This is a genomic window from Akkermansia sp. N21116, from assembly GCF_029854705.2.
Taxonomy (GTDB): Bacteria; Verrucomicrobiota; Verrucomicrobiia; order Verrucomicrobiales; family Akkermansiaceae; genus Akkermansia.
In genome coordinates, this window is sequence record NZ_CP139035.1 from 3,253,947 (window position 1) to 3,279,656 (window position 25,710).

General features: G+C 47.0%; 22 protein-coding genes. 17 read left to right on the plus strand and 5 right to left on the minus strand.

Annotated features, from left to right (window positions below; genetic code table 11):
- Positions 1–31 precede the first annotated feature (31 nt).
- The 3 genes from QET93_RS12240 to QET93_RS12250 are packed head-to-tail and all read left to right on the plus strand — an operon-like array spanning position 32 to position 5,353.
- Positions 32–2,785 (plus strand): family 16 glycoside hydrolase, encoded by a 2,754-nt coding sequence (locus QET93_RS12240; protein ID WP_280132216.1) that lies wholly within the window; start codon positions 32–34, stop codon positions 2,783–2,785.
- A 17-nt stretch (positions 2,786–2,802) separates the two neighbouring features.
- Positions 2,803–4,035: a Gfo/Idh/MocA family oxidoreductase gene (locus QET93_RS12245; RefSeq protein WP_280132217.1), complete on the plus strand. Its 1,233-nt coding sequence runs from the start codon at positions 2,803–2,805 to the stop codon at positions 4,033–4,035.
- 43 nt (positions 4,036–4,078) lie between these two features.
- On the plus strand, positions 4,079–5,353 hold the full coding sequence (locus tag QET93_RS12250; RefSeq protein ID WP_280132218.1) for a DUF1080 domain-containing protein: 1,275 nt from the start codon (positions 4,079–4,081) through the stop codon (positions 5,351–5,353).
- Between the two features lie 152 nt (positions 5,354–5,505).
- Here the strand turns inward: QET93_RS12250 and QET93_RS12255 are convergent, their stop codons facing one another.
- Together QET93_RS12255 and QET93_RS12260 are read right to left on the minus strand one after the other, a co-directional pair.
- Positions 5,506–6,291, minus strand: coding sequence for a hypothetical protein (locus tag QET93_RS12255; protein ID WP_322190006.1), 786 nt, complete (start codon positions 6,289–6,291; stop codon positions 5,506–5,508).
- 79 nt (positions 6,292–6,370) lie between these two features.
- On the minus strand, positions 6,371–7,264 hold the full coding sequence (locus QET93_RS12260; RefSeq protein ID WP_280132220.1) for a hypothetical protein: 894 nt from the start codon (positions 7,262–7,264) through the stop codon (positions 6,371–6,373).
- 1,029 nt (positions 7,265–8,293) lie between these two features.
- Between QET93_RS12260 and QET93_RS12265 the strand changes: the two genes are divergently transcribed.
- From QET93_RS12265 to QET93_RS12300, 8 genes are all read left to right on the plus strand, one after another.
- A complete protein-coding gene (locus QET93_RS12265) occupies positions 8,294–9,229 on the plus strand; it encodes a hypothetical protein (RefSeq protein WP_322190007.1) in 936 nt (311 codons plus the stop codon).
- Between the two features lie 114 nt (positions 9,230–9,343).
- On the plus strand, positions 9,344–9,880 hold the full coding sequence (locus QET93_RS12270) for a hypothetical protein (protein ID WP_280132222.1): 537 nt from the start codon (positions 9,344–9,346) through the stop codon (positions 9,878–9,880).
- 428 nt (positions 9,881–10,308) lie between these two features.
- Entirely contained in the window at positions 10,309–10,821 is a 513-nt protein-coding gene (locus QET93_RS12275) for a hypothetical protein (RefSeq protein ID WP_322190008.1), read from the plus strand.
- A 93-nt stretch (positions 10,822–10,914) separates the two neighbouring features.
- Positions 10,915–11,442 (plus strand): hypothetical protein, encoded by a 528-nt coding sequence (locus QET93_RS12280; protein ID WP_322190009.1) that lies wholly within the window; start codon positions 10,915–10,917, stop codon positions 11,440–11,442.
- Positions 11,443–11,930: 488 nt separating this feature from the next.
- Positions 11,931–12,446, plus strand: a complete 516-nt coding sequence (locus QET93_RS12285) for a hypothetical protein (protein WP_322190010.1) — start codon at positions 11,931–11,933, stop codon at positions 12,444–12,446.
- A gap of 20 nt (positions 12,447–12,466) precedes the next feature.
- Positions 12,467–13,063 carry a hypothetical protein gene (locus tag QET93_RS12290; protein ID WP_280132434.1) on the plus strand — a complete coding sequence of 199 codons (597 nt, stop codon included), beginning with the start codon at positions 12,467–12,469 and terminating at the stop codon, positions 13,061–13,063.
- A gap of 137 nt (positions 13,064–13,200) precedes the next feature.
- Positions 13,201–13,668, plus strand: a complete 468-nt coding sequence (locus QET93_RS12295) for a hypothetical protein (protein WP_280132435.1) — start codon at positions 13,201–13,203, stop codon at positions 13,666–13,668.
- Positions 13,669–14,428: 760 nt separating this feature from the next.
- Positions 14,429–15,277: a hypothetical protein gene (locus QET93_RS12300; RefSeq protein ID WP_280132436.1), complete on the plus strand. Its 849-nt coding sequence runs from the start codon at positions 14,429–14,431 to the stop codon at positions 15,275–15,277.
- 551 nt (positions 15,278–15,828) lie between these two features.
- On the opposite strand, the gene QET93_RS12305 is transcribed toward QET93_RS12300, so the two are convergent.
- Together QET93_RS12305 and QET93_RS12310 are read right to left on the minus strand one after the other, a co-directional pair.
- Positions 15,829–16,191, minus strand: coding sequence for an RNA-binding protein (locus QET93_RS12305; RefSeq protein WP_280132437.1), 363 nt, complete (start codon positions 16,189–16,191; stop codon positions 15,829–15,831).
- Positions 16,192–16,666: 475 nt separating this feature from the next.
- Positions 16,667–18,502, minus strand: a complete 1,836-nt coding sequence (locus tag QET93_RS12310) for a lysophospholipid acyltransferase family protein (RefSeq protein ID WP_280132438.1) — start codon at positions 18,500–18,502, stop codon at positions 16,667–16,669.
- Positions 18,503–18,629: 127 nt separating this feature from the next.
- On the opposite strand from QET93_RS12310, the gene QET93_RS12315 reads away from it, so the two are divergent.
- The 5 genes from QET93_RS12315 to rnc are packed head-to-tail and all read left to right on the plus strand — an operon-like array spanning position 18,630 to position 23,811.
- Positions 18,630–20,708: an enterotoxin gene (locus QET93_RS12315; protein WP_280132439.1), complete on the plus strand. Its 2,079-nt coding sequence runs from the start codon at positions 18,630–18,632 to the stop codon at positions 20,706–20,708.
- 43 nt (positions 20,709–20,751) lie between these two features.
- Positions 20,752–21,393 (plus strand): (d)CMP kinase, encoded by a 642-nt coding sequence (gene cmk / locus QET93_RS12320; RefSeq protein ID WP_280132440.1) that lies wholly within the window; start codon positions 20,752–20,754, stop codon positions 21,391–21,393.
- Positions 21,390–22,004 carry a lysophospholipid acyltransferase family protein gene (locus QET93_RS12325; RefSeq protein WP_280132441.1) on the plus strand — a complete coding sequence of 205 codons (615 nt, stop codon included), beginning with the start codon at positions 21,390–21,392 and terminating at the stop codon, positions 22,002–22,004. Before cmk ends, QET93_RS12325 begins: the two co-directional genes overlap by 4 nt.
- A gap of 9 nt (positions 22,005–22,013) precedes the next feature.
- Positions 22,014–23,078: a DNA replication and repair protein RecF gene (recF, locus tag QET93_RS12330; protein ID WP_280127381.1), complete on the plus strand. Its 1,065-nt coding sequence runs from the start codon at positions 22,014–22,016 to the stop codon at positions 23,076–23,078.
- Between the two features lie 31 nt (positions 23,079–23,109).
- Complete coding sequence (gene rnc, locus QET93_RS12335) at positions 23,110–23,811, plus strand: ribonuclease III (protein ID WP_280127382.1); 702 nt, start codon at positions 23,110–23,112, stop codon at positions 23,809–23,811.
- Between the two features lie 18 nt (positions 23,812–23,829).
- Here the strand turns inward: rnc and QET93_RS12340 are convergent, their stop codons facing one another.
- On the minus strand, positions 23,830–24,300 hold the full coding sequence (locus QET93_RS12340) for a MauE/DoxX family redox-associated membrane protein (protein WP_280132442.1): 471 nt from the start codon (positions 24,298–24,300) through the stop codon (positions 23,830–23,832).
- Between the two features lie 333 nt (positions 24,301–24,633).
- Between QET93_RS12340 and QET93_RS12345 the strand changes: the two genes are divergently transcribed.
- Positions 24,634–25,662, plus strand: coding sequence for a rod shape-determining protein (locus QET93_RS12345; RefSeq protein ID WP_280127384.1), 1,029 nt, complete (start codon positions 24,634–24,636; stop codon positions 25,660–25,662).
- Positions 25,663–25,710: the final 48 nt, after the last annotated feature.

Sequence of the window (25,710 nt, forward strand, 5' to 3'; positions counted from 1 at the left end):
AAACACAACAACCATAATCCCAGAATATCCAATGAAAGGTTTATACCTTATGTCGTTATTGGCTGTATCTCCCCTGTTCGCTCAGTCTACAGGTAGCCAGCAACGCACAATTGAAACGGTCGTCATGGACGTATTGGCTCAGCTCCCCGCTGATTCTCAAGCCAAACAGCAACAGCGTATGCAGGACTTCCTGAAGGAACCACAGCAGATCGTGGAAATCCTCGGCAGCATGCTGACCGACCCAGCCAAAGGACAGAACGCCAAGGTCGAATACGCCATCAGCGGTCTGGTCTCTCACGTAACTGCCGCTGGTCAGGATCAGGCGCTCGCCAGCGTCCGAGCCGGCCTGCGAAACGCCATTCAGAAATGCCCCTTCAACGATGGCAAGGCATTCTTAATGTCCCAGTTGCAATGGTGCAGCGGCCCGGAAGATTCCGACGCCCTCACTGCTTATCTTCAGGACAAAGAACTTGCCTCGCCAGCGATAAATGCCCTCATCCAGACACCGGGGACAGATAACTTGATTATCAAGATGCTGAACGAGCAGAAGTTCGATCGTAATCTCCTTGCCTATGCCGTTAAGGAAAAGGCTCTCGCCGAAGCCGAAACAAGTTTGCTGGCCTGGTTGAAGGACGAAGCGGATGCCTCGACAAAAGCAATGATCTGCTCGGCTTTGGCCTCCTGCGGCAGCAAAGCATCTCTGGACGCCTTGGCACCCATCTCGATGGTGGATTACCTGAACTTGCTCCAGAAACTATCGAAAGCAGCACCGTCGGATGATATCAAACAGCGTGCCCGCGCCCTGCTCACAGACCAGCCGACCCAGGTTCGCACGGCAGCCATGCAAGCAGTCATCAATATGGAAGCCGACATCCAGCCGATTCTTCAGGAAACGCTCAAGGATCCCGATTCGGAATACAGAAATGCCGTTCTCAAAATGTTGTCGCCACGCATGACAGCAGAGATTACAACATGTCTCCCGGCTCTTTATCCTGCGTTGACGGATGCAGCTAAAATTGACCTCGTCAACTGGCTGGGCAACACCCATGCCGAAGACCGCATGGACATCATGGAGACAGCCGTTCAGGAAGGAAAACCTGCCCTGAGCCAATCAGCCTTGATTGCCGCCAGTAAACTGAAGACCGAACGCGCCGCTCAACTCCTCGTCTCGCAGCTTTCTGGCCCCAACCGCCAAGTGGCTGCCCAGGCTATTCTGGCCAGCAAGACCAACCTGGTCGACAAATTGGCGGCCTTGCTGGATGCTCCCGACAAGGAAGTGAAGCAACAGGTCTTGTCGATTGTATCTCAGCGACGCATGAAGCAGGTCGCCGACAAAGTCTTCAACTTGCTGGATTCCCCGGATGCCCAGTTGCGCCAAGCTGCCTACAATGCACTCAACGGCGTCGTGTCGGAAGCCGATCTGAACCGTCTCATTGAGATGCTCAAGAAGCCTGATGGAACCGACCTCCCCAAGTTGCAGGAAGCCATCAAGATGGCCATGTTGGCCATGAGCCCGGACAAGAAGTTGCAGACCATTTCGGACTGGATGGCGAACGCGCCCCGCCCAGAGATCTATTATTCGTTGCTGGCCTCTGCGGGTACGGATGCGGCAGCCACACGCCTGATTGAGGAATACAACAGTGGCAAATCAGCCGACAAGGCTTTGGCTGAACTACTGAAGATGTCCAATCCTCCGGTCTTGAAGTTCCTGTGGACCCTGATTGCTCAGGATAAGGCTACGGAACCCGTGATTGCCCGTTTCATTGCTTTATCCCAAAGCAGTAAGGGCAATCTCAAAGAACGTTGCGGCCAGTATGGAAAACTCCTTCAATCCAATATCTCTACAGCTATCAAGAAGAGCCTTGTCTCTGCGCTGTCCACAGTACCTACGGGCGATTCCTTCACATTGGCTGCCAAGTATTTAGATGATCCGGATTCCGCGTACGAAGCCGCCAATACCGTCAAATCCATTGCCTCCAACAAATCGGTTCCCATCGACAATAAAGAACTGCTCCCGGCGCTCAACAAAGCCATAGCAATTCTCAAAGAGACGGGCAATGCTGATGACGGCTACGCTGTGGACGCCATCAAGAAGTTGCTCACCGAATTGAAACCCGTAGAGCCTTTTGTCCTTTCCGATGACGAGAAGAAGCAGGGATTCGAACTTTTGTTCGACGGGACGGATCTTTCCAAGTGGCAGGATAATGCCACGGGATACAAAGTTGCCAACGGAGCCATCCACGTCGTCGAGGACTACGGTCACAACCTGTACACCAGGAAGGAATACCAGGACTTCGTCATGCGATTCAGCTTCTGCTTTGCCCGCCCAGGCGTCAACAACGGCATCGGAGTCAGAACTCCTGTAGGTGTCGATGCAGCATACGACGGCATGTGCGAATTGCAGATCATCGACAATGACGCCCCTGAGTATGCCCACCTCGCCGATTACCAGTACCATGGCTCGGTGTATGGCATCATACCGGCTCGCCGCATCAAACTCAAACCCATCGGACAGTGGAATGAAGAAGAAATCAAGGTCGTGGGCGATCACATTACGGTCACAGTCAATGGCGAAGTCATCCTGGATGCCAATGTGCGGGAAGCCTGCCAGGGCCACAATGTGTCGCCGAAAGCAGGTGAAAAGAATCCCTACACAATGGACAAGCGGGATCACCCGGGCATGTTCAATAAGAAGGGATTTATTTCGTATTGCGGTCACGGGGCCGGATTCATGCTCAAAAATATCCGCGTCCTGGATTTAAGTGCTCAAGCTGCTCAAAAGTAACATTCATAGATATACAAATGTCTGACAAGCCTGTTCGCGTGGCTGCCATCGGATATGGCAACCGGTCACGCAAATATCTGCAATACGTCGAAGAGTACCCCGACCAGGTTCAACTTGCAGCCGTAGTGGATTCCAATCCCCTGCGGCTGCACGAAGCCCAAAAGAAATTCGGATTGGATGACCAATACTGCTTCTCCAGCATCGATGATTTCTTCGCTCAGCCTCTGCCCCTCGACGGCGTTGTTATTGGCACGCCCGACCACCTCCACTACGGGCCCTGCATGGCAGCGCTGGATATGGGGTACCGCGTTCTATTAGAAAAGCCTGTTTCCCAAACGCTCGAAGAATGCGAACAAATCCTGCTTCGCTCGGAAGAGCGGCAGATCCCGGTAACAGTCTGTTACGTCCTTCGCTACCACCCTTATTTCAAGAAGCTCAAGTCCATACTGGCCCGGGGAGACCTGGGGCGCCTCATCTCCATCAATCACACGGTCAATGTCGGCATCGACAGGACGACGCATTCGTATGTACGCGGGCTGTGGAATAATTCAAATACCTCCACCCCCATCATGTTGGCGAAGTGTTGCCACGACATCGACCTGATCAACTGGTACTCAGGCAGCCGACCCAAGCGCGTCTTTTCCTCTGGTTCTCTCACGTGGTTTCACGGAAAAAACGCGCCGAAGGATAGTGCCCGGAGATGCTGCGACTGCCCGTGTGAGGAATCGTGCCCGTTTTCGGCCATTGACCTCTACCTGCGGCGTGGCGAATGGACGAAGAACTTTACAGTGCCGAATGGCATGACGCTCCATGATGTCCTTTGGGAAGAAATGCGGCACGGCCCTTACGGCAGGTGCGTGTACCACTGTGACAACAATGTAGCCGACCACCAGATCCTCTCAATGGAGATGGAAAACGGCGTCCTCGTGAACCTGACCATGAATTGCTTCACCCTCAATGACGGACGCCTGATCGAACTAAAATGCGCCTTCGGCGAAATCGTCGCTAACGAGCATTCCATCATCGTCACGAACTTCAAAACGCAGAAGAGCGAAGTCCACGATTTTGACTCGACCAACCAGCCGTCGCTTCACGTGACTGCCGACATCGGCACCATGAAAGAATTCATCGCCTCGTTCAACCACACCTGTGATGAAGACACCCCTTCGTTGCAATCGGCAATCGACAGCCACAAGACCTGCTTCGCCACCGAAGAAAGTCGTCTGACCGGGCGCGCCATCGAACTCTAAGTTTTCAACCCACACCATCAAACACCATACCAACGCTAAGATCATGAACAAAACCACTTGGATCGCATTGACCTGCGGAGTCCTGTCCCTAGCAGGCAATGCATGGGCAGACACCGTTCACAATACCCTGACACCCCAAGAAAAAGCCGACGGCTGGGTTCTCCTCTTCGATGGGGAAACCCTCAAGGGCTGGAAAGACTATAACGACAGCAAATTGACAGTACCGTGGCACGTCGTCGATGGCTGCATCCAGGCCAAGGGAACTGGTAGCGACGCCACCGGATACATCGTCACTGACAAAGAATACGAAAACTTCGAACTCTCCTGGGATTGGAAACTCTCCAAAGGAGGAAACAGCGGCATGCTCTACCACGTCGTCGAAAACCCGCTTTTCAAGGTTCCTTACGTAACCGGGCCTGAATACCAATTGATCGACGAACCCAACTTCCCGGAACCCCTCGAAGAATGGCAGAAAACCGGTGTCGACTACGCCATGCACCTGCCGGATCGCTCGAAAATGAAGATCAACCCGTACGGCGAATGGAATAACGCCAGAATCGTGTTCGACAACGGCCATGTCGAACATTGGCTGAATGGTCAAAAAATCCTTCAATTCGAAGCATGGACCGATGATTGGTTCGCTAAAAAGAACAGCGGCAAATGGCAGAACGCCCCAGAGTACGGCTTGGCGCGTAAAGGTGTCATCTGCTTGCAGGACCATGGCTACCCCGCATCGTTCCGCAACATCAAAATTAAAGAACTCCCCAGAAAGCCCGGCAAAGAAGTTGCACTCTTCAATGGCAAGAATCTCGACGGCTGGCAAGCCTACGGCACGGAAAAGTGGTATGTCGATAACGGAGAACTGGTCTGTGAAAGCGGCCAAGACAAACAATACGGTTACCTGGCTACCCGGGAGTACTACGACGACTTCGATCTGAGTCTGGACTTCAAGCAGGAAACTGATGGCAACTCCGGCGTCTTCATTCGCTCCTTCATCGAAAGCGGAGTCAAAATCAACGGATGGCAGGTCGAAATCGCCCCACCAGGAAAAGATTCTGGCGGAATCTACGAATCCTACGGACGCGGTTGGCTGATTCAAATCCCCGAGGCAAAAGAAAACATCCTCAAATATGGACAATGGAACACCATGCGAATCAAAGCACAAGGGAACAATATCCAAACCTGGCTCAACGGCCAGCCCATGGTGAACTTCAATGACGATAAAATCGGTCGCGGCAAAGGACGCATCGCCCTCCAAATCCACTCCGGAGACAATGTCAAAGTCCGCTGGAAAAATATCAAAATCACCCGCCTGTAATCCCCCTTGCTCCATGCCGTCCAACAACCATCACTAACACCAAAACGCAAACGGCACCATACCTCATCCAAGGCAGTAACACGGGCTCGAGTCTAGCAAACTCGAGCCTTTTTCGTCCGCCCGTACATCGTGAATTGAACAGGAATTGTGAACTACGGTTTCTCGTCCGCAATTGGTATCGCCGATTGTTTTGCCTTGATGTGGTCAAGCAGCATGCGGTGGATTTCCTCCATAGTCTTCAGCTTGTCCGGCTTGTTATTCGCTTTCGCTTCAGCCAATTTCTTCTCGCAATAGAGGAGCGCATTATTCCCGGATTTGTCCTTCAATAATGGATCCGCTCCATGATCCAGAAAGAATCGGACATACGGAACCACCATGCCATTGACTGCGGCACTTAGCGGATGCACATCTTGGGGAGCAAATCCGAACACATAAGCTTCATTTAGTTTCATGTCCCAGCCATGCTGGAGTAATATCTCAAAAAGAGAGAGAAAAATCTTATAGGTTGCACCTCCATCAAAGACTAAAGGGTAACGCTTAAGGATGTAAGCCATCAATTGACAATTACCTTCATGATTAGGATCAGCACCGCTCTCAAGTAGAAGTCGAAGAATATCAGGATCCTTCATGCCAACAGCCATCAAAAGAGGAGATTCATATGATCCATCGCATACACGATAATCATTGAGACCAAGTCCTTTTTTGATTTGAGCAATCATCCTCCTACGTGCATCCTTCTTCGTGATTTTAGGATAATACGGAGCGCCACTATAGGCCTCGTCCTCCGCCATCACCCAATCATCCATACTATCAATCAGAGGACTCGTGTAATGCTCTTTCGGCACATTTGGATCGCCAGGGACGATCCAAATTCCGTCAGCCATGGCAAGCGGACTTGCCATGGTTGCACAGAAGAACAATATCGCCATTTTCATCATTAACTTTGCGGTTTGATCTTTATAATTGATCCATCCAGAGGGCTGCCCAGAGCGACAATCCTCTGAATGGATTGTTTGATTACTTCTCGTCAGTAGCTGATGACGCCGATTGCTTCGCCTTGATGTGGTCGAGCAACATGCGGTGGATTTCCTCCATAGCCTTCACTCTGTCCGGCTTGTTATTTGCTTTCACTTCAGCCAGCTTCTTCTCGCAATAGAGGAGCGCATTATTCCCGGATTTGTCCTTCAATAATGGGTCCGCTCCATGATCCAGAAAGAATCGGACATAAGGGGCTACCCTCCAATTAACTGCTGCACTGAGGGGATGCACATTTTCTTTGGGAGCAAATCCGAACACATAAGCTTCATTTAGCTTCATGTCCCAGCCATGCTGGAGCAGCAAATCAAAAAAAGTAAGGCACGTCTTGTAGGTGGCTCCACCATCAAAAACAAGAGTACCTCCTTGACGAACTAAGGGAGTACACATCAGAATATCTTCCATCAATTGACAATTCGCTTTATGATTGGGATCAGATCCTGTCTCGAGAAGCAATCGAAGAATGTCAGTATCCTTCATCTTGACTGCCAGTGTAAGCGGAGAGGTTATTTTCCCATCACACGACCAATAATCATTAAGACCAAGTCCTTTTTTGATTTGGACAATCATTCTCTTACGTGCCTCCCTTTTCGTAATTGTTGGATAACGAGGACCACCCCGATAGGCCTCGTCCTCCGCCATCAACCAAACTTCCATACTATTGAGCAGAGGACTCGTGTAATGCTCTTTCGCCACATTAGGGTCACCCGGAATAGTCCAACTTCCATCAGCCATGGCAAGCGGACTTGCCACGGTTACACATAATAACAATATTGCAATTTTCATCATTTTATTTCTACTTTTAAATTTTGGGGACGAGAAATGAATCAAAATTCGGTGTTCCCAGTCCTTCCCCACATCAAGAACCGGCATCATGATATTTGAACTTCATAAATACAATACACAAGAACCAATAACTTTGTATTTTTAAGCTATTGATTGAGAATCAATTTCGATCTATTGATCCGATCCATGGGAATACGGATCATAGGAACATATTCCTATTTGTTATACTCCTTCTAGCAAGTTTTGCAAATTTCGCAAGCCTTAATTGCAGGAGCATCCAATAATTTCAAAAAATCACCTTGCTCCGTATCCGATCAGTACGAGTAATTGCCTCTATATATTCAAAGAGAATGCTGATCTATCATAGCCTTCCTATTTTGAATTCATGGCAATACACCCGTTTTCCGCAGAAGAACAAGCAGGGAAAATTTCCGTGAAAGCCAACATCAAATTTATTGCAGAAATTCATAGACATGTGACTTTTTGAATGCTAGACAGTAACTATGGAATGAGAATAATTTCCTCTAGGCTCCGTAATTTGTCACGGTTATTTTTCCCTTGGCAACACGTATTGGGAGTCTGGTTAATATGGTTTCAAGGACATCTGTTTTATCGATTATTTCAACTGCCAACATATGGTTTTTCTTTAAATTTATTACAAATCAAATATTCAATGAATGATAAAACAATAATTTCCACATAAAAGCACGAACTCAATATTTGAAATATTATTCCTATTGCCTACCACGGCAATCGCATACTTACTCATTGAGCAGCTATCAGCCAAGCCCGGTCCATCCACTTCAAGCGACTAGTCACATGCGATTAAAAATAATATACTTTCTGTTTCTTATCTTCTCTCCGTTAGCATTTTCGAAAAATGAGATATCTCCTTCTTTCAATTGGGAAGGTGTATCAGTCACATTGGATAGTGGCGGAACTATATCCATTCACGGGGATATCAGCGATGAGAATTCCATAAATGCTTCCATTTATAAAACGGCTATCAATGAAGGTTTCATTTCACTAATCAATCTATTCAAAGGATTTGACCAATTGACTCCCGAGATCTGCGAAAGATTGAAATCCAAAGTGCCACCGAAGGAATTGTCTTTGTTTATGGACAACAAGCATGATTATGCTTCCTACCTGTCGAATCACAATTTACAAGTTCTCGTCTCAAAAAAGATAAGTTCTCCTCATGGTGAACTCGCTATTCCCGGTAAACACACAGGGTATTATATCCTTGAATTACAGTCGGAGAAAACAGGAAAACTACTGTATAAAATGTTCTATTACAGTCAATTCGCCATTGTTCCAAGAATTGGATCTATTGGATTGCTTTCCTATGTTGCAACAGCTTCGACGGGAGCTCCTATTCCTGAGGTTCAAATGGAAGCCTTGACGATGCAAGGAAAAACGACCAACCAGTATATCCACATCTACACAGGTGCAACCAATAAAGACGGCCTCTTTTCGATAACTCCAGAAGAAGTGAGCTCACACATAAGCTACGATACATACTTTCAGGATTCCAACTGTTTTCTGGCGCAATACAAGGGAGAAACGTTGGTTGTTCCATATTCTTTTTTTTCAATTGATTATATTTATGAACAAATCCAAGGTTCTGAAAGGAACAGGACCGAGAGGAAAAATAAAAATCCAGGCATCATACCATTTGAAACTGAACTAAAATTTCAAGATAATAAAGTTACTATCAATCTTAAAAACATTTCAGACAAAAAACAATCCATTGTTATATGGAACAGATATAGTGATAATTCATCAAGAACAATAGTAGTACCACCCCATGGTTCCAAGGAATATTTGCTTGAATTATTGGATACAGGTGATGATGTAGAGATAATTAGTGTTCTCGATGGGAGAATTTATGTCAAAGAAATTAGATTCGTTACCGATGATAGCCATAAAGCGGAACTATATTCAGAATATAATTCCACAAAACCGGTCAGTTTCTTTTTCAATGATGAAGAATTCGACCAACTGGCAATGCCGACCCCAAGTCCTCCTGGAGGAAGATATCCAACCCGATAAGATGATCGACGCATCGTTTGCTTAGAGACAAAGATCACGCAGGGGCACTAATGCATCACCTTTCTCCCCTGTAAACAGACAAGGATATGATCTTATTTATCACCCACGACCAAGATGAAATTTATTTATATACTGATATTATTAATATTTAATAATATTGCAAATTGCGAAAATTTCAATTGCAATATCATTTGCGAAAAATCACAGCTAATTTTTGATGTGCTTGTAAAAAAACTAAATATTGAAAAACAGAATATAAAAATTGAAATTGGTATAAATTTCTATGATAGAAATATTGAAATATATTCAAAGTACACCAAAAACGAAAGTTATTATTACGTCATTGGATTCGATGGCTCCGTAAGAAGAGGCCTGTCGTCTCTGTCTGAAGAATTAGATTTTGATTCTCTTCCTGAAATGGAAATATTGGAAAAAATCGATCCACGTCTATTCATGCCTATGCTGAATAAAATCAAAGAAAGCTATAATTCTAAAGACAATAAAATATTTTCAATATATACAAATAATCGAGAAATATCTATAATAACATATGAATATAAACTGGAACCCAGATTACGCCCGCCAGAAAAAAAAATATTACTACAAATTAATAAACAAGAAGTGGATTTTCGAGAAAGAAGAATTTGTTAATTTATTTCATGGTTCATGACTACTGAACCTTCGTAAATTGATTAATCATTTCATCTTGTATAGTTAATCTTCTCATCAAGGCCTCCTCGATGTCTCCCTTCGGATTGAAAAGAATGACTTCCTGAACCAGAGAACATTCCTGGGCAGTAAATGATGAATACACGGATAATGTTTTTTATCCAGAAAAAAATATCAGACTTACCAAAAGATTATGAAACATCAATAATGGGCCCTCATACACGCTCTATTAGCAAGGTAGGGATCAAACCGCGACACATAGAACAAATATTTTCACTAGCAGATATATTTGGAAAGGAACTAAAAGATTGCAACTTCAAAATCAAAGAAGACAAATGACTATTAAAATCACATTATTCCTAGTAATCTCTCTAGTAATTTCGTCTTGTTCAAATACTCAACGATGTCCAATGAGTCACGACTGGTTCAATATCACAATTGTTAATAGATCTTCTCTTCACTGGGAAAAAGGCAATAGAACATCGCTTGTTTATTCTATTATAAAGAATAAGAATCAATATACTTTAATAGAATCAAGCGTAGAAGTCCAGTTTGGCATATCGTATTTTAAAGAACTTGGTAAGATTTCGGAAAAAGACATCGATAGTTTATTACCCATAATATCGGATATATGCGATAGTGCAACGTGCTACAATTTTTCAGATCCTTCTTTGAATGTTTTTGAAATTAAAAAGCTCGGACTACCTCTTCAACTCAATATAACTTCACATAATGAGCCTGCAGTAACATATATATCCGAAAAGGATACGTTGTATATTTTTAAGCACCTCTTCTCCAGCATTCGAAAAATTGCAAGCGAAATGCAACCTATCGTACCAGTAGAAGGAGAATATCCGGAATATGGAGATAAAAACATAAAATTGAATGAAGAATTCTTAAATAAAAACAAACCAAAGCCATAGTCATGCATTTTGCGAATTTTATAATACTATCACTTGCCTTGACTAGTTGTTATTCTCCATGCGGAAGCGTAATTTGGCCGGAGGGAGATTCATATGCTAACCTATCCTGGGCACCTGGACTCAATAATGGACATAGTGAAGAAAAAAAAAGATATCAGAAAAGAATTAATGCATAAATCAAAAACAATAAATACATGCTTCTTTGCTTATTCAGAACATAATTATATCGTAGCCCCAGATAAAATAAAAATAATAATACAAAATTTGGTAAAGGAAAAACCGCAAGAACCACCGCGAATTCTTTCAATTTGGTCACCATTAGGTTATTTTATTTTGAATGGAAAATCCTATTGTTGGCATGGTTGGGGATGGATTTCTACCGATAACAATGAATACTATATGATCCCTCGATTTTCATTGGGCATTCCATCTGAGATGAAAAACAAGAAAAAATTTTCCACGTTTTGTTCAAATCATCCTGTATTTATTGATATTTTTTTAAAAACACAACGGCCTCAATGCGATAGAGACAAATATTTCCCAGATCTACTAAATGTAAAAAAATCAGAGTCAGATAAAATGTTTATTGATTTATTTAATATTTTATCAAACAACGAATAACCATATTTACAAAACCAACATTATTTTCAATAACTTACCCATCGAACTTAGATACTATCCTATCACAGTTTTTATACTCATCAAGAATATGTTACAATACACTTGAAGTCACTCATCTAGTCATGAGACATAATAAATTATGAAAAAAATATCATTTATTTTTTATATCGACGTCATTTGCTTCTTGTTAATAGATTTTTAATCATTCGGCAAGAAGATTAACCGCACACCTGAAGAACATAACTTTTATTTATCCAGAAAAAAAATATCAGACTTACCAAAATAATGGGCCCTCATACACGCTCTATTAGCAAGGTAGGGATTAAACCGCGACACATAGCACAAATATTTTCACTAGCAGATATATTTGGAAAGGAGCTAAAAGATTGCAACTTCAAAATCAAAGAAGACAAATGACTATTAAAATCACATTATTCCTAGTAATCTCTCTAGTAATTTCGTCTTGTTCAAATACTCAACGATGTCCAATGAGTCACGACTGGTTCAATATCACAATTGTTAATAGATCTTCTCTTCACTGGGAAAAAGGCAATAGAACATCGCTTGTTTATTCTATTATAAAGAATAAGAATCAATATACTTTAATAGAATCAAGCGTAGAAGTCCAGTTTGGCATATCGTATTTTAAAGAACTTGGTAAGATTTCGGAAAAAGACATCGATAGTTTATTACCCATAATATCGGATATATGCGATAGTGCAGCGTGCTACAATTTTTCAGATCCTTCTTTGAATGTTTTTGAAATTAAAAAGCTCGGACTACCTCTTCAACTCAATATAAATTCACATAATGAGCCTGCAGTAACATATATATCCGAAAAGGATACGTTGTATATTTTTAAGCATCTCTTCTCCAGCATTCGAAAAATTGCAAGCGAAATGCAACCTATCGTACCAGTAGAAGGAGAATATCCGGAATATGGAGATAAAAGCATAAAATTGAATGAAGACCTGTCAACATACAGGTATCGCCCCAGCGAATAAGATTTTTTCCATTCCCCATTATGAACGTATTAAAAACACCTATAATAATAGCAATATTACTAGTAAGTTCTCTAGTAATTTCGTCTTGTTCAAATACTCAACGATGCCCATTGAATAACGACTGGTCTATTATCACAGTTTCCTGCAGATCTTCTCTTCATTGGGAAAAAGGAAACAGAACAACACTTGTTTACTCCATCGAAAAAGACAAAGATCAATATACATTAACAGAATCAAGCGTAGCAGTCCATCTTGGCATATCGTATTTTAAAGAACTTGGTAAGATTTCCAAAAAAGATATCGATAGTTTATTACCCATAATATCGGATATATGCGATCGTGCAACGTGCTACAAATTTCCAGATCCTTCTTTGAATGTTTTTGAAATCATCAAGCTCGGACTACCTTTTCAACTTGGTATTTCGGGTAATTGTTATTCTATAAAATATATATCTGAAAAGGATACGTTGTATATTTTTAAGCACCTCTTCTCCAGCATTCGAAAAATTGCAAGCGAAATGCAACCTATCGTACCAGTAGAAGGAGAATATCCGGAATATGGAGATAAAAACATAAAATTGAATGAAGAATTCTTAGATAAAAACGAACCAAAATGAAATCGATAATAGAATGAGCAAGAAATAAAATCACAACAAACTATACGCAAAGAAGATTAAGTATGTCTCAAATGATTTCTTTTCAGCAATTTTAGAAAAAATATTCAAATGATACAAGATACTAAAATTATTGGAAAATGAAAACAAAAACAATAATCATACTTACATTGTTCACATCTTTGTTTTTATTCACAACCAAACTATTTAGCATTACACACACCAATCATACAGCAGAATCTTACTTCAATAAATTATCAAATGAAATTAATTTCAATGAAATAAAGAAAAATAACCCCGAATTTGATTGTATTGAATCAAATGAAAGAAAAATACTGATATTGGAATTTGAAAATTCATACAATCCATTTAAAGCAAACAACTTGGTTATAATTGTAGATGGAAATATGCACATTTTAATATATGATTCTTCCAGAAAAAAATGGCACAGAAAAGCAAAAGACTTATTATCATTGTTTTATACTAAAAAATGCAACGAAAGACACAAAAACCTTTCTATTGAATTTATAATGTCGCTAGAAGGATATACTAAAATAAGAGACAGTAAGGTTAATCAGCCCTCTGAAAATAGTTTTACAAACAAATAAAGTTAGGAATGGAAACATCCCTATAGAAATAATACCGTTCTCAGGAATGTATTATAATTCCATTGCCATTATTTGAATTTTAAATTTCAAACACGTTACTGCAATGACAAAAAAAACAATCGGATTCCTAACATTTATATTCATATTTATATATATGTATAGAATGTCGGGTATTATATACAATACGTATATTGCCGATTATTATCTTGATAAATTATCAAATGAAATAAATTTCAGCGAAGCAAGAAAAAACAATCCAGAATTTGTTTTTTTGGATCAAATGGTAAAAAAATATTAATACTCGAATATGATAATTCCATTAACCCATTTAAACCAAGAAATTTAGCTATTTTGGTAGATGAAGACATGCACATTTTAATATACGACACATCACAAAAAATCAAAGACGCAAACGTCAAAAAATTATTATCTGTATTTTACACAAAAGAAAATATTAAAAAATATGATTTTTTCACGATAGATCACGTAATGCTTTATGGAAAATTCACCAAAATTAGAGACAGCGATTGGTGTAAAATAGCTCATAAAAAATAGATCTGTTATATATGTAATCTATGCTGCAGATAAATTAGAATAATATAAGAAAGGATCCCGTATCATGAAAGAAACAATAGGATATATAGCGGTCGTAAGAGGATATAGACCATCAAAATGCAAAGAAACAATGTGGAATTCATGATCCATCATACCATCATCTATCACCAGATAGGCTGGCTAGTAACAAATTCGGAAAATCATTATGAAAATAGCTCTCTGTACAATCGCGACGGGAAAAGACCCCATTTATTTTGAATCCGTAAAACGCTATCTTCCTTATAACAGGGAGTATTTTATGAATGGGCGGAATGTGGATTTTCTACTATTTACCGATCAATCTGAGGCTATTGATGGCGTCCAAAGCCATCCTTACCAGGGTATCCTGTGGCCTTACAGTCCGATGTTGAAAAACAACGTCATCGGAGAGCATTTTGATCAATTCAATTTATGGGATCAATATGATTACATTTATTTTATCGATGCTGATTTTGCCATTGGTGATTACTACGATTTCTTTCAGCATGAGTTTGTGATGATCAATGTCAGCTGGGGGGAAGAGCTTGGCGGGGGAGGATTTTATGGAGGGAAAAGCAGTATTTTCAGAAAACTCTACGAAACTTACCGAGAAGAAATTGCTATTATTTGCAACAATAAACTATCGGTTCCTCTCCATTTGGATGAATTCTATCTGGGTCTTTTCCGAAAAAGCCATTCCGAACACATCCACATGATCAGTATGGATGATGAGCATACCTTATTTTTCTATGACTCGGAAGATCTTGATACAAGAATCAAGGCAGAAGGAAGACGAAAACTTTTCATGTTTCCTCAAAAAACAAGAGGCCGGGCCAATACTGTTACAATCACACATCCCAATTGGAAGCAGGAATCTGTTATCAACTTGAAAGAAGGATATCTGTTTATCGTCTATCACCATGACATAGGACATCTTCTAAAAATCACTGACAGATACTACCGAATTCTATGGCTCAAGCATCCATCTTCTCGTGAAATTCTGGATGTAGAAACAAATACAATTATCTGTAACTAAGCATGAAGGGAGGGAAGGAAGGACAAAATGATCCATGTGTTATATATCGCATTGCTCCCAGTTTCATCTTATGGAACTAGAGTCTAGGTTTATTGTTTAAAAAGAGACCTATAAACCATCCAGGAAAATGAACTTCAGTACATTGGCTCCATTCCTCTGTTCCCTGAAATAAATAATGCCATCCGAGGCATCACCTTGATCGCCAAACCGGATGCCTCATCATCTACATCAGGCAACCCTGGCATCCGCAACTCAAGATGATCGTCTACGTCCGTCCTCAACAGCGATCAGGGGAAAAAACCTGAATTATGCCAAGGAGATTTCAAAAGGAGCCCGACAGTTTATTTATAACCAGCGGAATCCAAAAAGCATACATGTTCATCGATAACGACGGAATTTTCACCGTCTCCTGAGGAATTTTCTCTTCCTGATTGTCCGAGTATCAATTGCAACAGTGGATATAAAATGAGGCTGAGTACTTGAATGTACTCAACCTCATGAAAAAGATAGAAGCAAGGGCACATTCATACCCTTGCGCAGCAGAAATGCTCTTAGCGGCGTCCACCGCGTCCGCCACGGCCATAGCCGTTGTCATCACGACGTCCGGCACCGCGGTATCCGCTGCCGCCGTTACCGCGATCACGGTAACCGCCGCCGCCATTGCTGACCTGCGGTTTTGCTTCGTTGACAATCAGAGCGCGGCCCATGTATTCCTGCCCGTTCAGAGTTTCGATGGCAGCGTTCATGCCATCTGCCGACTCCATGGAGACAAAAGCAAATCCTCTGGGACGACCGGAGTCGCGATCCGTGGGCATAAATACTTCCGTTACTTCACCATGAGCGCCGAACAAATCTCTCAAGTCTTCTTCAGCTGCATCAAAGGACAAATTCCCTACATACATTTTTGTGTTCATATTTTCATTCGACAGGCATTCTGAATTTTCTTAAATGTGCTCCCGAAGGTCCGGGATTAGAATTACCCAATTTCGAATAAAACAGACACCGTTGTCTGGAAGACAGACTACACCCATCGGAATAAAACACCAAGAGTATTTTTCCTCATTGCCAAATATTTTTATTTTCTCCACACAAAACAACTTGTTTCAGGGCTTCGCCCCGCCGGGTTCCGGACCGGACTATACTCCGTTATCCTCAGAGAGAGAATAGGAAACATCTCGCCTCCCTCAGAAAAGATATACATTCTGCGGGAGGCATCTTCCCCGAGTGTCCGAAAAGATCGCTTCCTGCTTCACCGATCCGAACGAGGAGCTTGTCAATGCCGGGGGCATCCGCTCCACGTTTCGAACCGCTTCGCGTAACGGTCTTGTGCAATCATTCCGGACGAGCTTGGAAACCTTACTCTTTATCGATTACAATCGGTCCTACTTATCATCCTTCCTCTTGTGCTTCATTGATGAAGGGAAGAAGTTCCTCGTACGTTTCCTTGCCCATGTAGCGCTTGATCGAGCGCTCGGGCGTTTTGTATATATCGACGAGTATCAGGCAATCCAGCACATCTCCAAAAGATTTGTCGATGCTGAAGGACAGGATTTTGCCGTTCAAACGCAGGTACTGCCGCAGCAGGACAGGTATCCCCTTGCCATCCTGTTCGATATCGGAAACAAGCTGGGACAAACCCTGGGGATCGGTCAATCCCACGGGGAGAATTTTCAATTCGGGGCCTTTCAAACGAAGGCGATGCGGCGGATGAAAAGCCTTAACCCCCGTGCTCAACTGGAAATCCATTTCTCGGGCTTCCAAATAGGAAACGATGAGAGAACGGGAGAGATTCGTATAGTCGCGGGAAATGCTTACCGTACCGTATAAATACCTGTATCGGGGATTATGCACCATGAACTGCCCGATCCCGACCCAGATAAGTCCCAGGGCAAGGGGTTTACGCTGATATTCCGGCGTAATAAACGCTCTCCCCATTTCCAGCCCTTTCCTTAAGACTTGCTGAATGTCGGGAGAAAACTGGAAAAAGCCTCCGTTATAAAGGCCTTTCGTTCCGAAACGGTCAAAAATTTCATCAGTCAACCCCATCCGGTAGGCTCCAGCCACCTTGCCGTTGGTTTTATCCCACAGGAAAAGGTGCAGGTAATGTCCGTCGAATTCATCCAGGTCGCAGGACAAGCCGGAACCCTCTCCCGCTTCGCGGAACGTCCATTCGCGCAAACGCCCTATTTCCTTCAAAAGATTAGGAATGCGGCTGGCTTCCGCCACATACACAGACCAGTCTCCGTCCTCCTGATGAACGAGCCTGCATTCGGCAGGCAAAGCCGCGACTTCGCGTTCCAGTTCCTCGCGCGGCACAGGCGGAATCAACGGAGCAAGACGCCTCTTGCGGGAACCATGCTTGGCGATATACGGCTTGCGGGATTTCTCGTAATTCCTCCCCATCAGGTAAGTCCTGAGGCGCAGGTGGGACATAAGGGCCTCATCTGACTCGTACTGGCTTAACGAAGAGCCGGACAGAGGCTTCCCGATGACGATTTTATGAACGCGCCGGCTGTCGCGCCCGACTTCGCGAGCCAGGAAGGGCACGCGGGCTTCCTTGTTGATCAGGGTAATCCCCTGAAAAAACAGGCTCGTCCTGCCGGGAATGTACAGCGGCACCACCGTCGCATTGGTACGTCGGATAATTGAGGCAATGTTGCGGTTCCATTCGTCGTCGGTCACCCGCTTGTCAGGGATGGAATAACTAGATGCCGTCCCCGCAGGGAAAAGAGCGATCAAACCACCCTGGCCCAACCATGAGAGCATCTTTTTGATTCCGGCCATATTCCTCCTCCGAGCTTCGGGACCATCATACACATCGACGGTAATCATCCAGGGTTCCAGATGCTTGCAAAGCGTCAACTGTTCGTTGGCAACCAGACGGACATCATTTCGGACGCGGGTCAGCAACTGCCCGATCATCAAACCGTCGGACAAACCATGCGGATGGTTGGCCACCACGACGACGGGGCCCTTTTTCGGAATGCGCTCCAGCTCTCCCGGCCTGAGCTGGTATTTCAGATTCAGGTGTTTGATGGACAAATCAAAGAAATTATCGGTCGTTCCTTCCTTGGCAAGATCCCGGGATATCTTATCATAGGCAATGTTCAGCCGTTCCAGACCCAGCAACTTTTCAGCGGAAGAAAGCACAAGCGAAGGAACGCGGACGTTATCGCCAAGGAGATCTTTCAAATCCACCATTTTTTGACTCGCAGCCTCAGGCATAGGGCACTATTTACCTTATTGCCGAACAAAAGGAAACCTCTTTTTATCCAAGAGGACAGAACCCTCGCTTGCTTTTTCGCCTCATTGATCCATAGTGTGAACGACAATTGGCTTATGCCTCAACGCCATGAAAAAAATTTTCCTCTATTCCATTTTAGGGCTTAGTCTCGGTCTTCCGTCCGCATTCGCACAAAACTCTCTTGAGACATCCCACCTCGTTTCCCAAATCGAGCCGGCAGTTCACGGGCAAACTCTCATCCTCTCCAACAACCATGTCGCCCTGAAGGTGACCATCGCCGACAATACAGTTACCGGAGGAGAATTCATCGATAAGGTCAACGGCGCCACCTATGACCTGAAACCCAATCTTTTCCGTCTCGGCATCGACACAGAAGCCGAGGATCCGGTCGAAAGCAAGGCACTCATCAAGCCCGATCCGACGACAAAGAACAAATTCGTCTATCTGTCCCCCGCTGATTTCATCCCGGAAGGCTTCGAAATCACGCCCATCGCCGCCGCCCCCCAGGCCCGTCGCCTTGTAGACCGCAAGCCCGGAGTGCAAGCTACGATGAAATTCGCCATTGCCGACAACGGTCTTCAGCCGGAGTGGAAGGCGGAATTGCGGGAAGACGCTCCCTACGTCCGTATTTTCGTCACCGTACACTGCCGCCACCAGGGACATTCCGTCCGGGAAATCCGGGTACTGGACTTCTCGGCTCCCGATCCGATTGTCCGCGGCTCCGTCAAGGGTTCTCCGATTACCGCTTCCAACGGGAAACTTTTCACCGGCATCGAATCCCCTCTAGGCAATAACTACGTCGAAGGAGATGACCGCATCGTCTGCGCCATTAACAAGCAACTCGACCTCCCCGGACACTCCTCCACAGAAGTCTCCGCCGTCCTCGGCGTCGCCGCTCCCGGGCAGCTCCGCCGTACCTTCCAGCTCTCCTACATCAATGAGGAACGCGCCAGGCCCTACTCTCTCTACCTGAACTACAACACTTGGTACGACCTGGGGTTCTTCAACCGTTACAGTGAAAAGGAAGCCATTGAAACGATTAAGAAATTCGGCGATGAACTCGTCAAGAAACGCGGCGTCAAGTTGGACTCCATGTTGATGGACGACGGATGGGACGACGTCTCTACCCTTTGGGGCTTCCACAAGGGATGGCCAGAGGAATTCAGAAACGTTCGCAAAGCCGCCGAAGAAATCGGTTCCGGCCCCGGCGTCTGGTTCTCCCCGTGGGGAGGTTACGGCGGGCCCAAGGATAGCCGCATCAATGCAGCCAAAGACAAGGGATTCGAAGTTGTCAAAGAAGGATTCTGCCTCGCCGGCCCCAAGTACTACAACCACTTTAAGAACATGTGCCTGAAGATGATCCGCGAAAACGGCATCAACCACTTCAAGCTCGACGGGACCTCCACCAAAGAACGCAACCTGCCCGGCAGCAGGTTTACCAGCGACTTCCAGGCCGTAATCTCCCTGATTGAAGAACTCCGCAAGGAACGCCCGGACATCTACATCAACCTCACGACAGGAACCTGGCCTTCGCCCTTCTGGTTCAGCATTGCGGATTCCATCTGGCGCGACGGCTGGGATCACGAATTCGTAGGCGTCGGCTCCAACCGCAACAAGTGGATGACCTTCCGCGACGCCAATATCTACAACAACAATGTCGTCAAGGCTCCGCTCTTCCCGATCAATTCTCTGATGACCCACGGCATCATCTATGCCACCAAAGCCCGCCAGCTCAATACCGACCCCGGTAACGACCTCGCCAACGAAATCTGGTCCGGAATGGCCTACGGCACCCAAATGCAGGAAATCTACATCAGCCCGTCCCTGATGACGGACAAGAACTGGGATGACCTCGCCAACGCCGTCAAATGGGCCCGCGCCAATGAAGCCACCCTCGTCGACACCCACTGGATCGGCGGCAACCCGGCCAAACTGGACGTGTACGGCTGGGCCTCCTGGTCTCCGAAGCAGGGCATTGTCGGCCTCCGCAACCCGTCCGCCCAGGTTCAGACATTCTCGTTTGATCCGGCAGCCGTTTTCGAACTTCCTGCCGGAGCCGTAACGACATTTTCCGTTTCCTCACCCAACGGAAGCAACACCGGCATCACATCCATGAAGGCCGGAGAAACCGTCACGCTGACCCTCCAGCCCTTCCAGGTCATTGTCCTGGATGCCAAGCCCCAATAAGACTTCCCGATCTCCCCGCACTCTGCATTTCCAACACCCTGCCATGTTCCCCGCCATAGCTATCGACGGTCCCGCCGCTTCAGGCAAGTCGACCGTCGCCCGAATCGTCGCCGAAAAACTGGGATACACATTCATTAACACCGGAGCCATGTACCGCGCCATGACGTGGTACGTCCTCTCACGGGGAATTTCCCCAGCCGATACCCAAGCCGTCATTGCCTTGCTGCCGGAAGCTCCCCTGGAATTCGGGAAGAAGGGCGCCGTCTCCATCGTCCTCTACAACGGCAGGGAATTGACGGACGAACTCACAGGCACGGAAGTCAACAGCAACGTTTCCGCCATCGCCGCCATTCCGGAAGTCCGGGAACTCCTCGTCAACCGCCAGCGGGAATACAACACCCGCGAAGCCGTTGTCATGGAAGGGCGCGACATCGGAACCGTCGTTTTTCCTTCCACTCCCTTCAAATACTTCGTCACTGCTTCGGAAGAAGTCAGGCAGGCACGGAGGGCAGCCCAGGGACAGCAGGATTCCATCGCCGAAAGAGACCGCAAGGATTCTTCCCGGGCGGCATCTCCGCTGACGCAGGCTCCGGATGCCCGCCTGATCGACACCTCCGACTTGACGATTGACCAAGTCGTCGCCATGATCGTCGACGATATCCGCACCAAAACGGCCCTTCTATGAACTCCTTCTACTGGTTCTTCTATACTCTCTTCAAGTCGGCATCGCGCGCGTTCTTCTCCCACAAGGTTATCCACCGGGAAAAACTCATCGAAGAAGGCCCGGTTCTCATCGTTTCCAACCACGAGAGCTTCGTCGACCCCCCCATGCTGGGAATCTGCTACGAAGAAGGCATCTACTTCTTCGCCCGGAAAACGCTTTTCAAAAGCATTTTCAAATGGGGGCTTCCCCTGTGCCAGGCTATTCCCATCGACCAGGATAATCCGGACCCCAAAAGCATCAAACAAGTCATCGGACTCCTGAAAGCCGGCAACCGCGTCCTCGTCTTCCCCGAAGGCGCGCGCACGGAAGACGGTTCCATCCATGAAGGAATGGCCGGAGTCGGCCTCATTCTCAGCAAAACGAAAGTTCCCGTCCAACCTCTGCGCATCCATGGCGCCCGGGAGATCCTGCCGGCCGGATCCGCCAGGATGAAGTTCCATCCCGTCAGTATTACGATCGGAGACCCGATCGACTTCACCGCTGAAGAACTCAATGCCAGGGGCAAACAAGCATACACCCACCTCGCCCAGCGAATGATGGACGCCATCCGCGCCCTTCCCGTTGAGGAATAGTTTCCCGCCATGATCCTGTCGCGGCTCCGTTTGCTTGATTTCCGCTGCTACGCTGATTTTCAATGGGATGTTCCGTCCCAAGGAGCCATCGTCATCGGCAATAACGCCGAAGGGAAGACGAGTCTTCTGGAAGCAGTCTGCTTCCTCTTCCGCCTCGTCTCACCCCGCACGGGGCGTCCATCCGTCATGATGCGCCAGGGAGCGGAACGCCTGGGCGTACGCGGCACCATCGGTACGCAAACACGCCGTATCGTCTGGAGCCGCAGCGAGCACGATCTGCAAGTAGACGGGTGCCGCCGTACCGACCAGCGCAGTTACCTGGAAGACAGCTTCCCCGTCGTCTGGTTCGGCAACAGGGACATGGAACTCGTGCGAGCCAGTGCGGATGCCCGACGCAAATACCTTGATGCTATTGGCACGCAATGGCACCCTGCCTACCGGGAAGAGCTCTTCCGGTACAACCGCGTACTGAAAACGAGGAATCACCTCCTCAAGCACCGCCCTGCCGATACGGCCCAGAGGGAGGTTTATTCCGCCGCTCTCGTCAACCATGGAACCAGGCTCGGCACACTCCGGGCGGAGCTCATCGACCTCTTGCGCCCGCACATCATCCAGGCCTGCCACGGAATCACCCGGACAGCGGAAAAGATTGAGATCGCCTATGCTCCGTCGGTTCGCAGGGATTTTGCAGAAGAACTCGCCGCCACCCTTCGCTCCGACCTCCGTACCGGACAAACCCAGACAGGCCCACACCGGGATGACATTCTCATCACTCTCAACGGCATGCGTGCCGCGGAATTTGCCTCCGAGGGACAACAACGCACCATCGCCATCGCCCTGAAAATGGCGCAGTCCTCCCTTCTGAAGGAAGAAACGGGCATGTCGCCCATCCACTTGATCGACGATGTCTTCGGAGAACTTGATACCACACGTCGCAACGCCCTGATGAACTCTCTGCCGGCCGATTCCCAGAGTATCATCACCACCACCACCCTCGGCTGGATGGATACCGCCGCACCGCCGCTCCCCGTCCTTAAACTCTCGGGACAGCATCTGGAAACTTTCCAGGCTTGAGTCCTTCGCGAACCTGCCCTACGCTTGAGCCATGGATTACGCAGATCTGGAAGCAAAACTGGGATATACCTTCAACAATCCCTCCCTGCTTGTCCAGGCAATGATGCACCCCAGCGCCTCGGCCAACCCGAAGACGCGCATCACATATGAACGCCTGGAATTTCTTGGAGACGCAGTACTGGAACTTGCCGTCAGTCGGGAACTTTTCGACGCCCTGCCCGAGGCCCCCGAAGGAGTCCTGACGCACATGCGTTCCCGCATCGTCAGCCGCCAGCATTTCTACCGCATGGCGTTAAAGCTGGAAATTGACAAATACATCATTCTCGGCAAAGGAGAAGAACGCACCGGGGGACGCGTCCGGCTCTCCAACCTCGCCAATACCTTTGAAACCGTTTTCGGAGCCATCGTTCTGGATTCCGATTATGAAACAGCCCGGACTATAGCTCTGCGTATTCTTCAGGAAGCCATCCGCACCGCTTCCTCCGACCTCCGAGAACACAATCCCAAAGGCGAACTGCAAAGCACCCTGCAAACCATCTTCCCCGAGTCCCCTTCCTATGAAACGAAGGAACTCAACCAAACAGACGGAGATCCCCGCCGCTTCTCCTCCACCGCTCTCTGGCGCGGCATACCGATCGGCTCCGGTTTCGGAGCCAGCAAGCGCAAGGCCGAAGTAGCCGCTGCAACCGATGCTCTGCAACAGCGGGCATGGCTTCGGGAAATACCATCGTAAACAGGAAGACTTCTCCCGTCAGATATCGCTAAAATTCAGCCGGACAGGCTTGAAGTACACTTTCTCGCGATGGTTGGCGTCCCAGAACAGCAAGAGCATCACGCCAAGCAGCAGCACGCGCCACGTCACCTCAAACGGATAATTATCCACCTCGCGCTGGACTCCCAGGCAACTGCAGGACAAAGATAACCCGCGTATCCACCCCTGCACGAAAATAGCGACAAACCCCCCGGTCAAAGCTACACCCAAAGCCGTAGCCCCCATATACATCCTCTTGAACAGAAGGCATCCGCCCACGATAAGCTCCACTGCAATACCCAGGCAGGCCATCGGCCAGGCCCAGTCATGGGGAACAATATCAAAACGGTCGATGTCCGCTTCCAAGCGATCCAGGTGCATGGCCTTCATCCCGCCCACCGTCAGGAAAAACACCCCCGTCCCCACTCGGAGGATCCAAAAGAAAATATTGATGAACTTATCCCTGTACATAATGTTATGGGCGGCTTTGTCGCAGAACGTATTTCATTCCATGACGACGGAAAGATTCAAGCATATTTTCCGTCCCGGAAGACAATTCCCGGCGGCTCGGAATCCCATTCCCGTCCAATGATTTGTTCCACCCCGGTAAAAACCGCCCGATCATCCTGTCATTTGTCATCTTCGGCTTGACCTGCGGCCCGTCTCTTTTCATAGTTTTGACGTCTGAAACGGTTTAATCACCGTTACAAGCAATTTCCCGGCTTCCCGACAAGTCCCTTGAAACGGAATCACTCCGGAAGCCGGATATTCCAGACGTCGAGAATTTTTATCTATCAATACTTTATGCCTTCTTTTCTACAAAAGCTCACCAATTTCTTTTCCTATGACATAGGGATTGATTTGGGGACGGCCAATACCCTGGTCAATGTCAAGGACCAGGGCATCGTGATGAGGGAGCCTTCCGTCGTCGCCGTCAAGGGAGACAGGGTGCTTGCCGTCGGTGATGACGCCAAGCGCATGCTCGGCAGAACGCCCGGGTCCGTCACCGCCATCCGTCCCCTGAAGGACGGCGTCATTGCCGATTTCTACATCACGGAGGAAATGCTCCGTTATTTCATCAAAAAAGCGGCAACTCGCCACAGCTTCCTTCGTCCCCGCGTCCTCATCGCCATTCCATCCGGCATCACGGAGGTAGAACGCAGGGCCGTCATCGAATCCGCCCTGGCAGCCGGCGCCCGCAAGGTCCATCTCATTGAAGAGCCCATGGCAGCAGCCATCGGAGTTGGTCTTCCCGTTCAGGAAGCCGCCGGCAACATGATCGTCGACATCGGCGGAGGAACCACCGAAGTCGCGCTCATTTCCCTCTCCGGCATCGTTTACAGCCGTTCCGTCCGCTGTGCGGGCGACGAACTCGACGACGCCATTATTTCCCACATGAAACGGCAGTACAACCTCATGATCGGGGAACGTACCGCCGAAGACATCAAAATCCGCATCGGGTCTGCCTATCCCCTGGCCAAGGAATTGTCCATGGAAGTCAAAGGCCGCGACCTCGTAGCGGGACTTCCGAAGACCGTGGTCATCACATCCGAGGAAATACGCGAAGCACTCGCCGATCAATTGAATACGATTGTCAACGCCGTCCGTACGACACTGGAACGCTGCCCCCCCGAACTGGCAGCCGACCTGGTTGACAGAGGTATCGTACTGGCTGGCGGAGGAGGTTTGCTCCGCGGCCTGGATGAACTCTTGCACGTTCAGACAGGACTCCCCATCCACATCGCTGAAGATCCCCTCAGTGCCGTCGCCGAAGGTACCGGCAAGGCCCTGCAGGAACTGGACTTCTTCACCAATGTGACGGAAACCCAATAGAATCCTATCATCTCATCTTATAGTTTCATCGCACACTCCCGTGAAGCG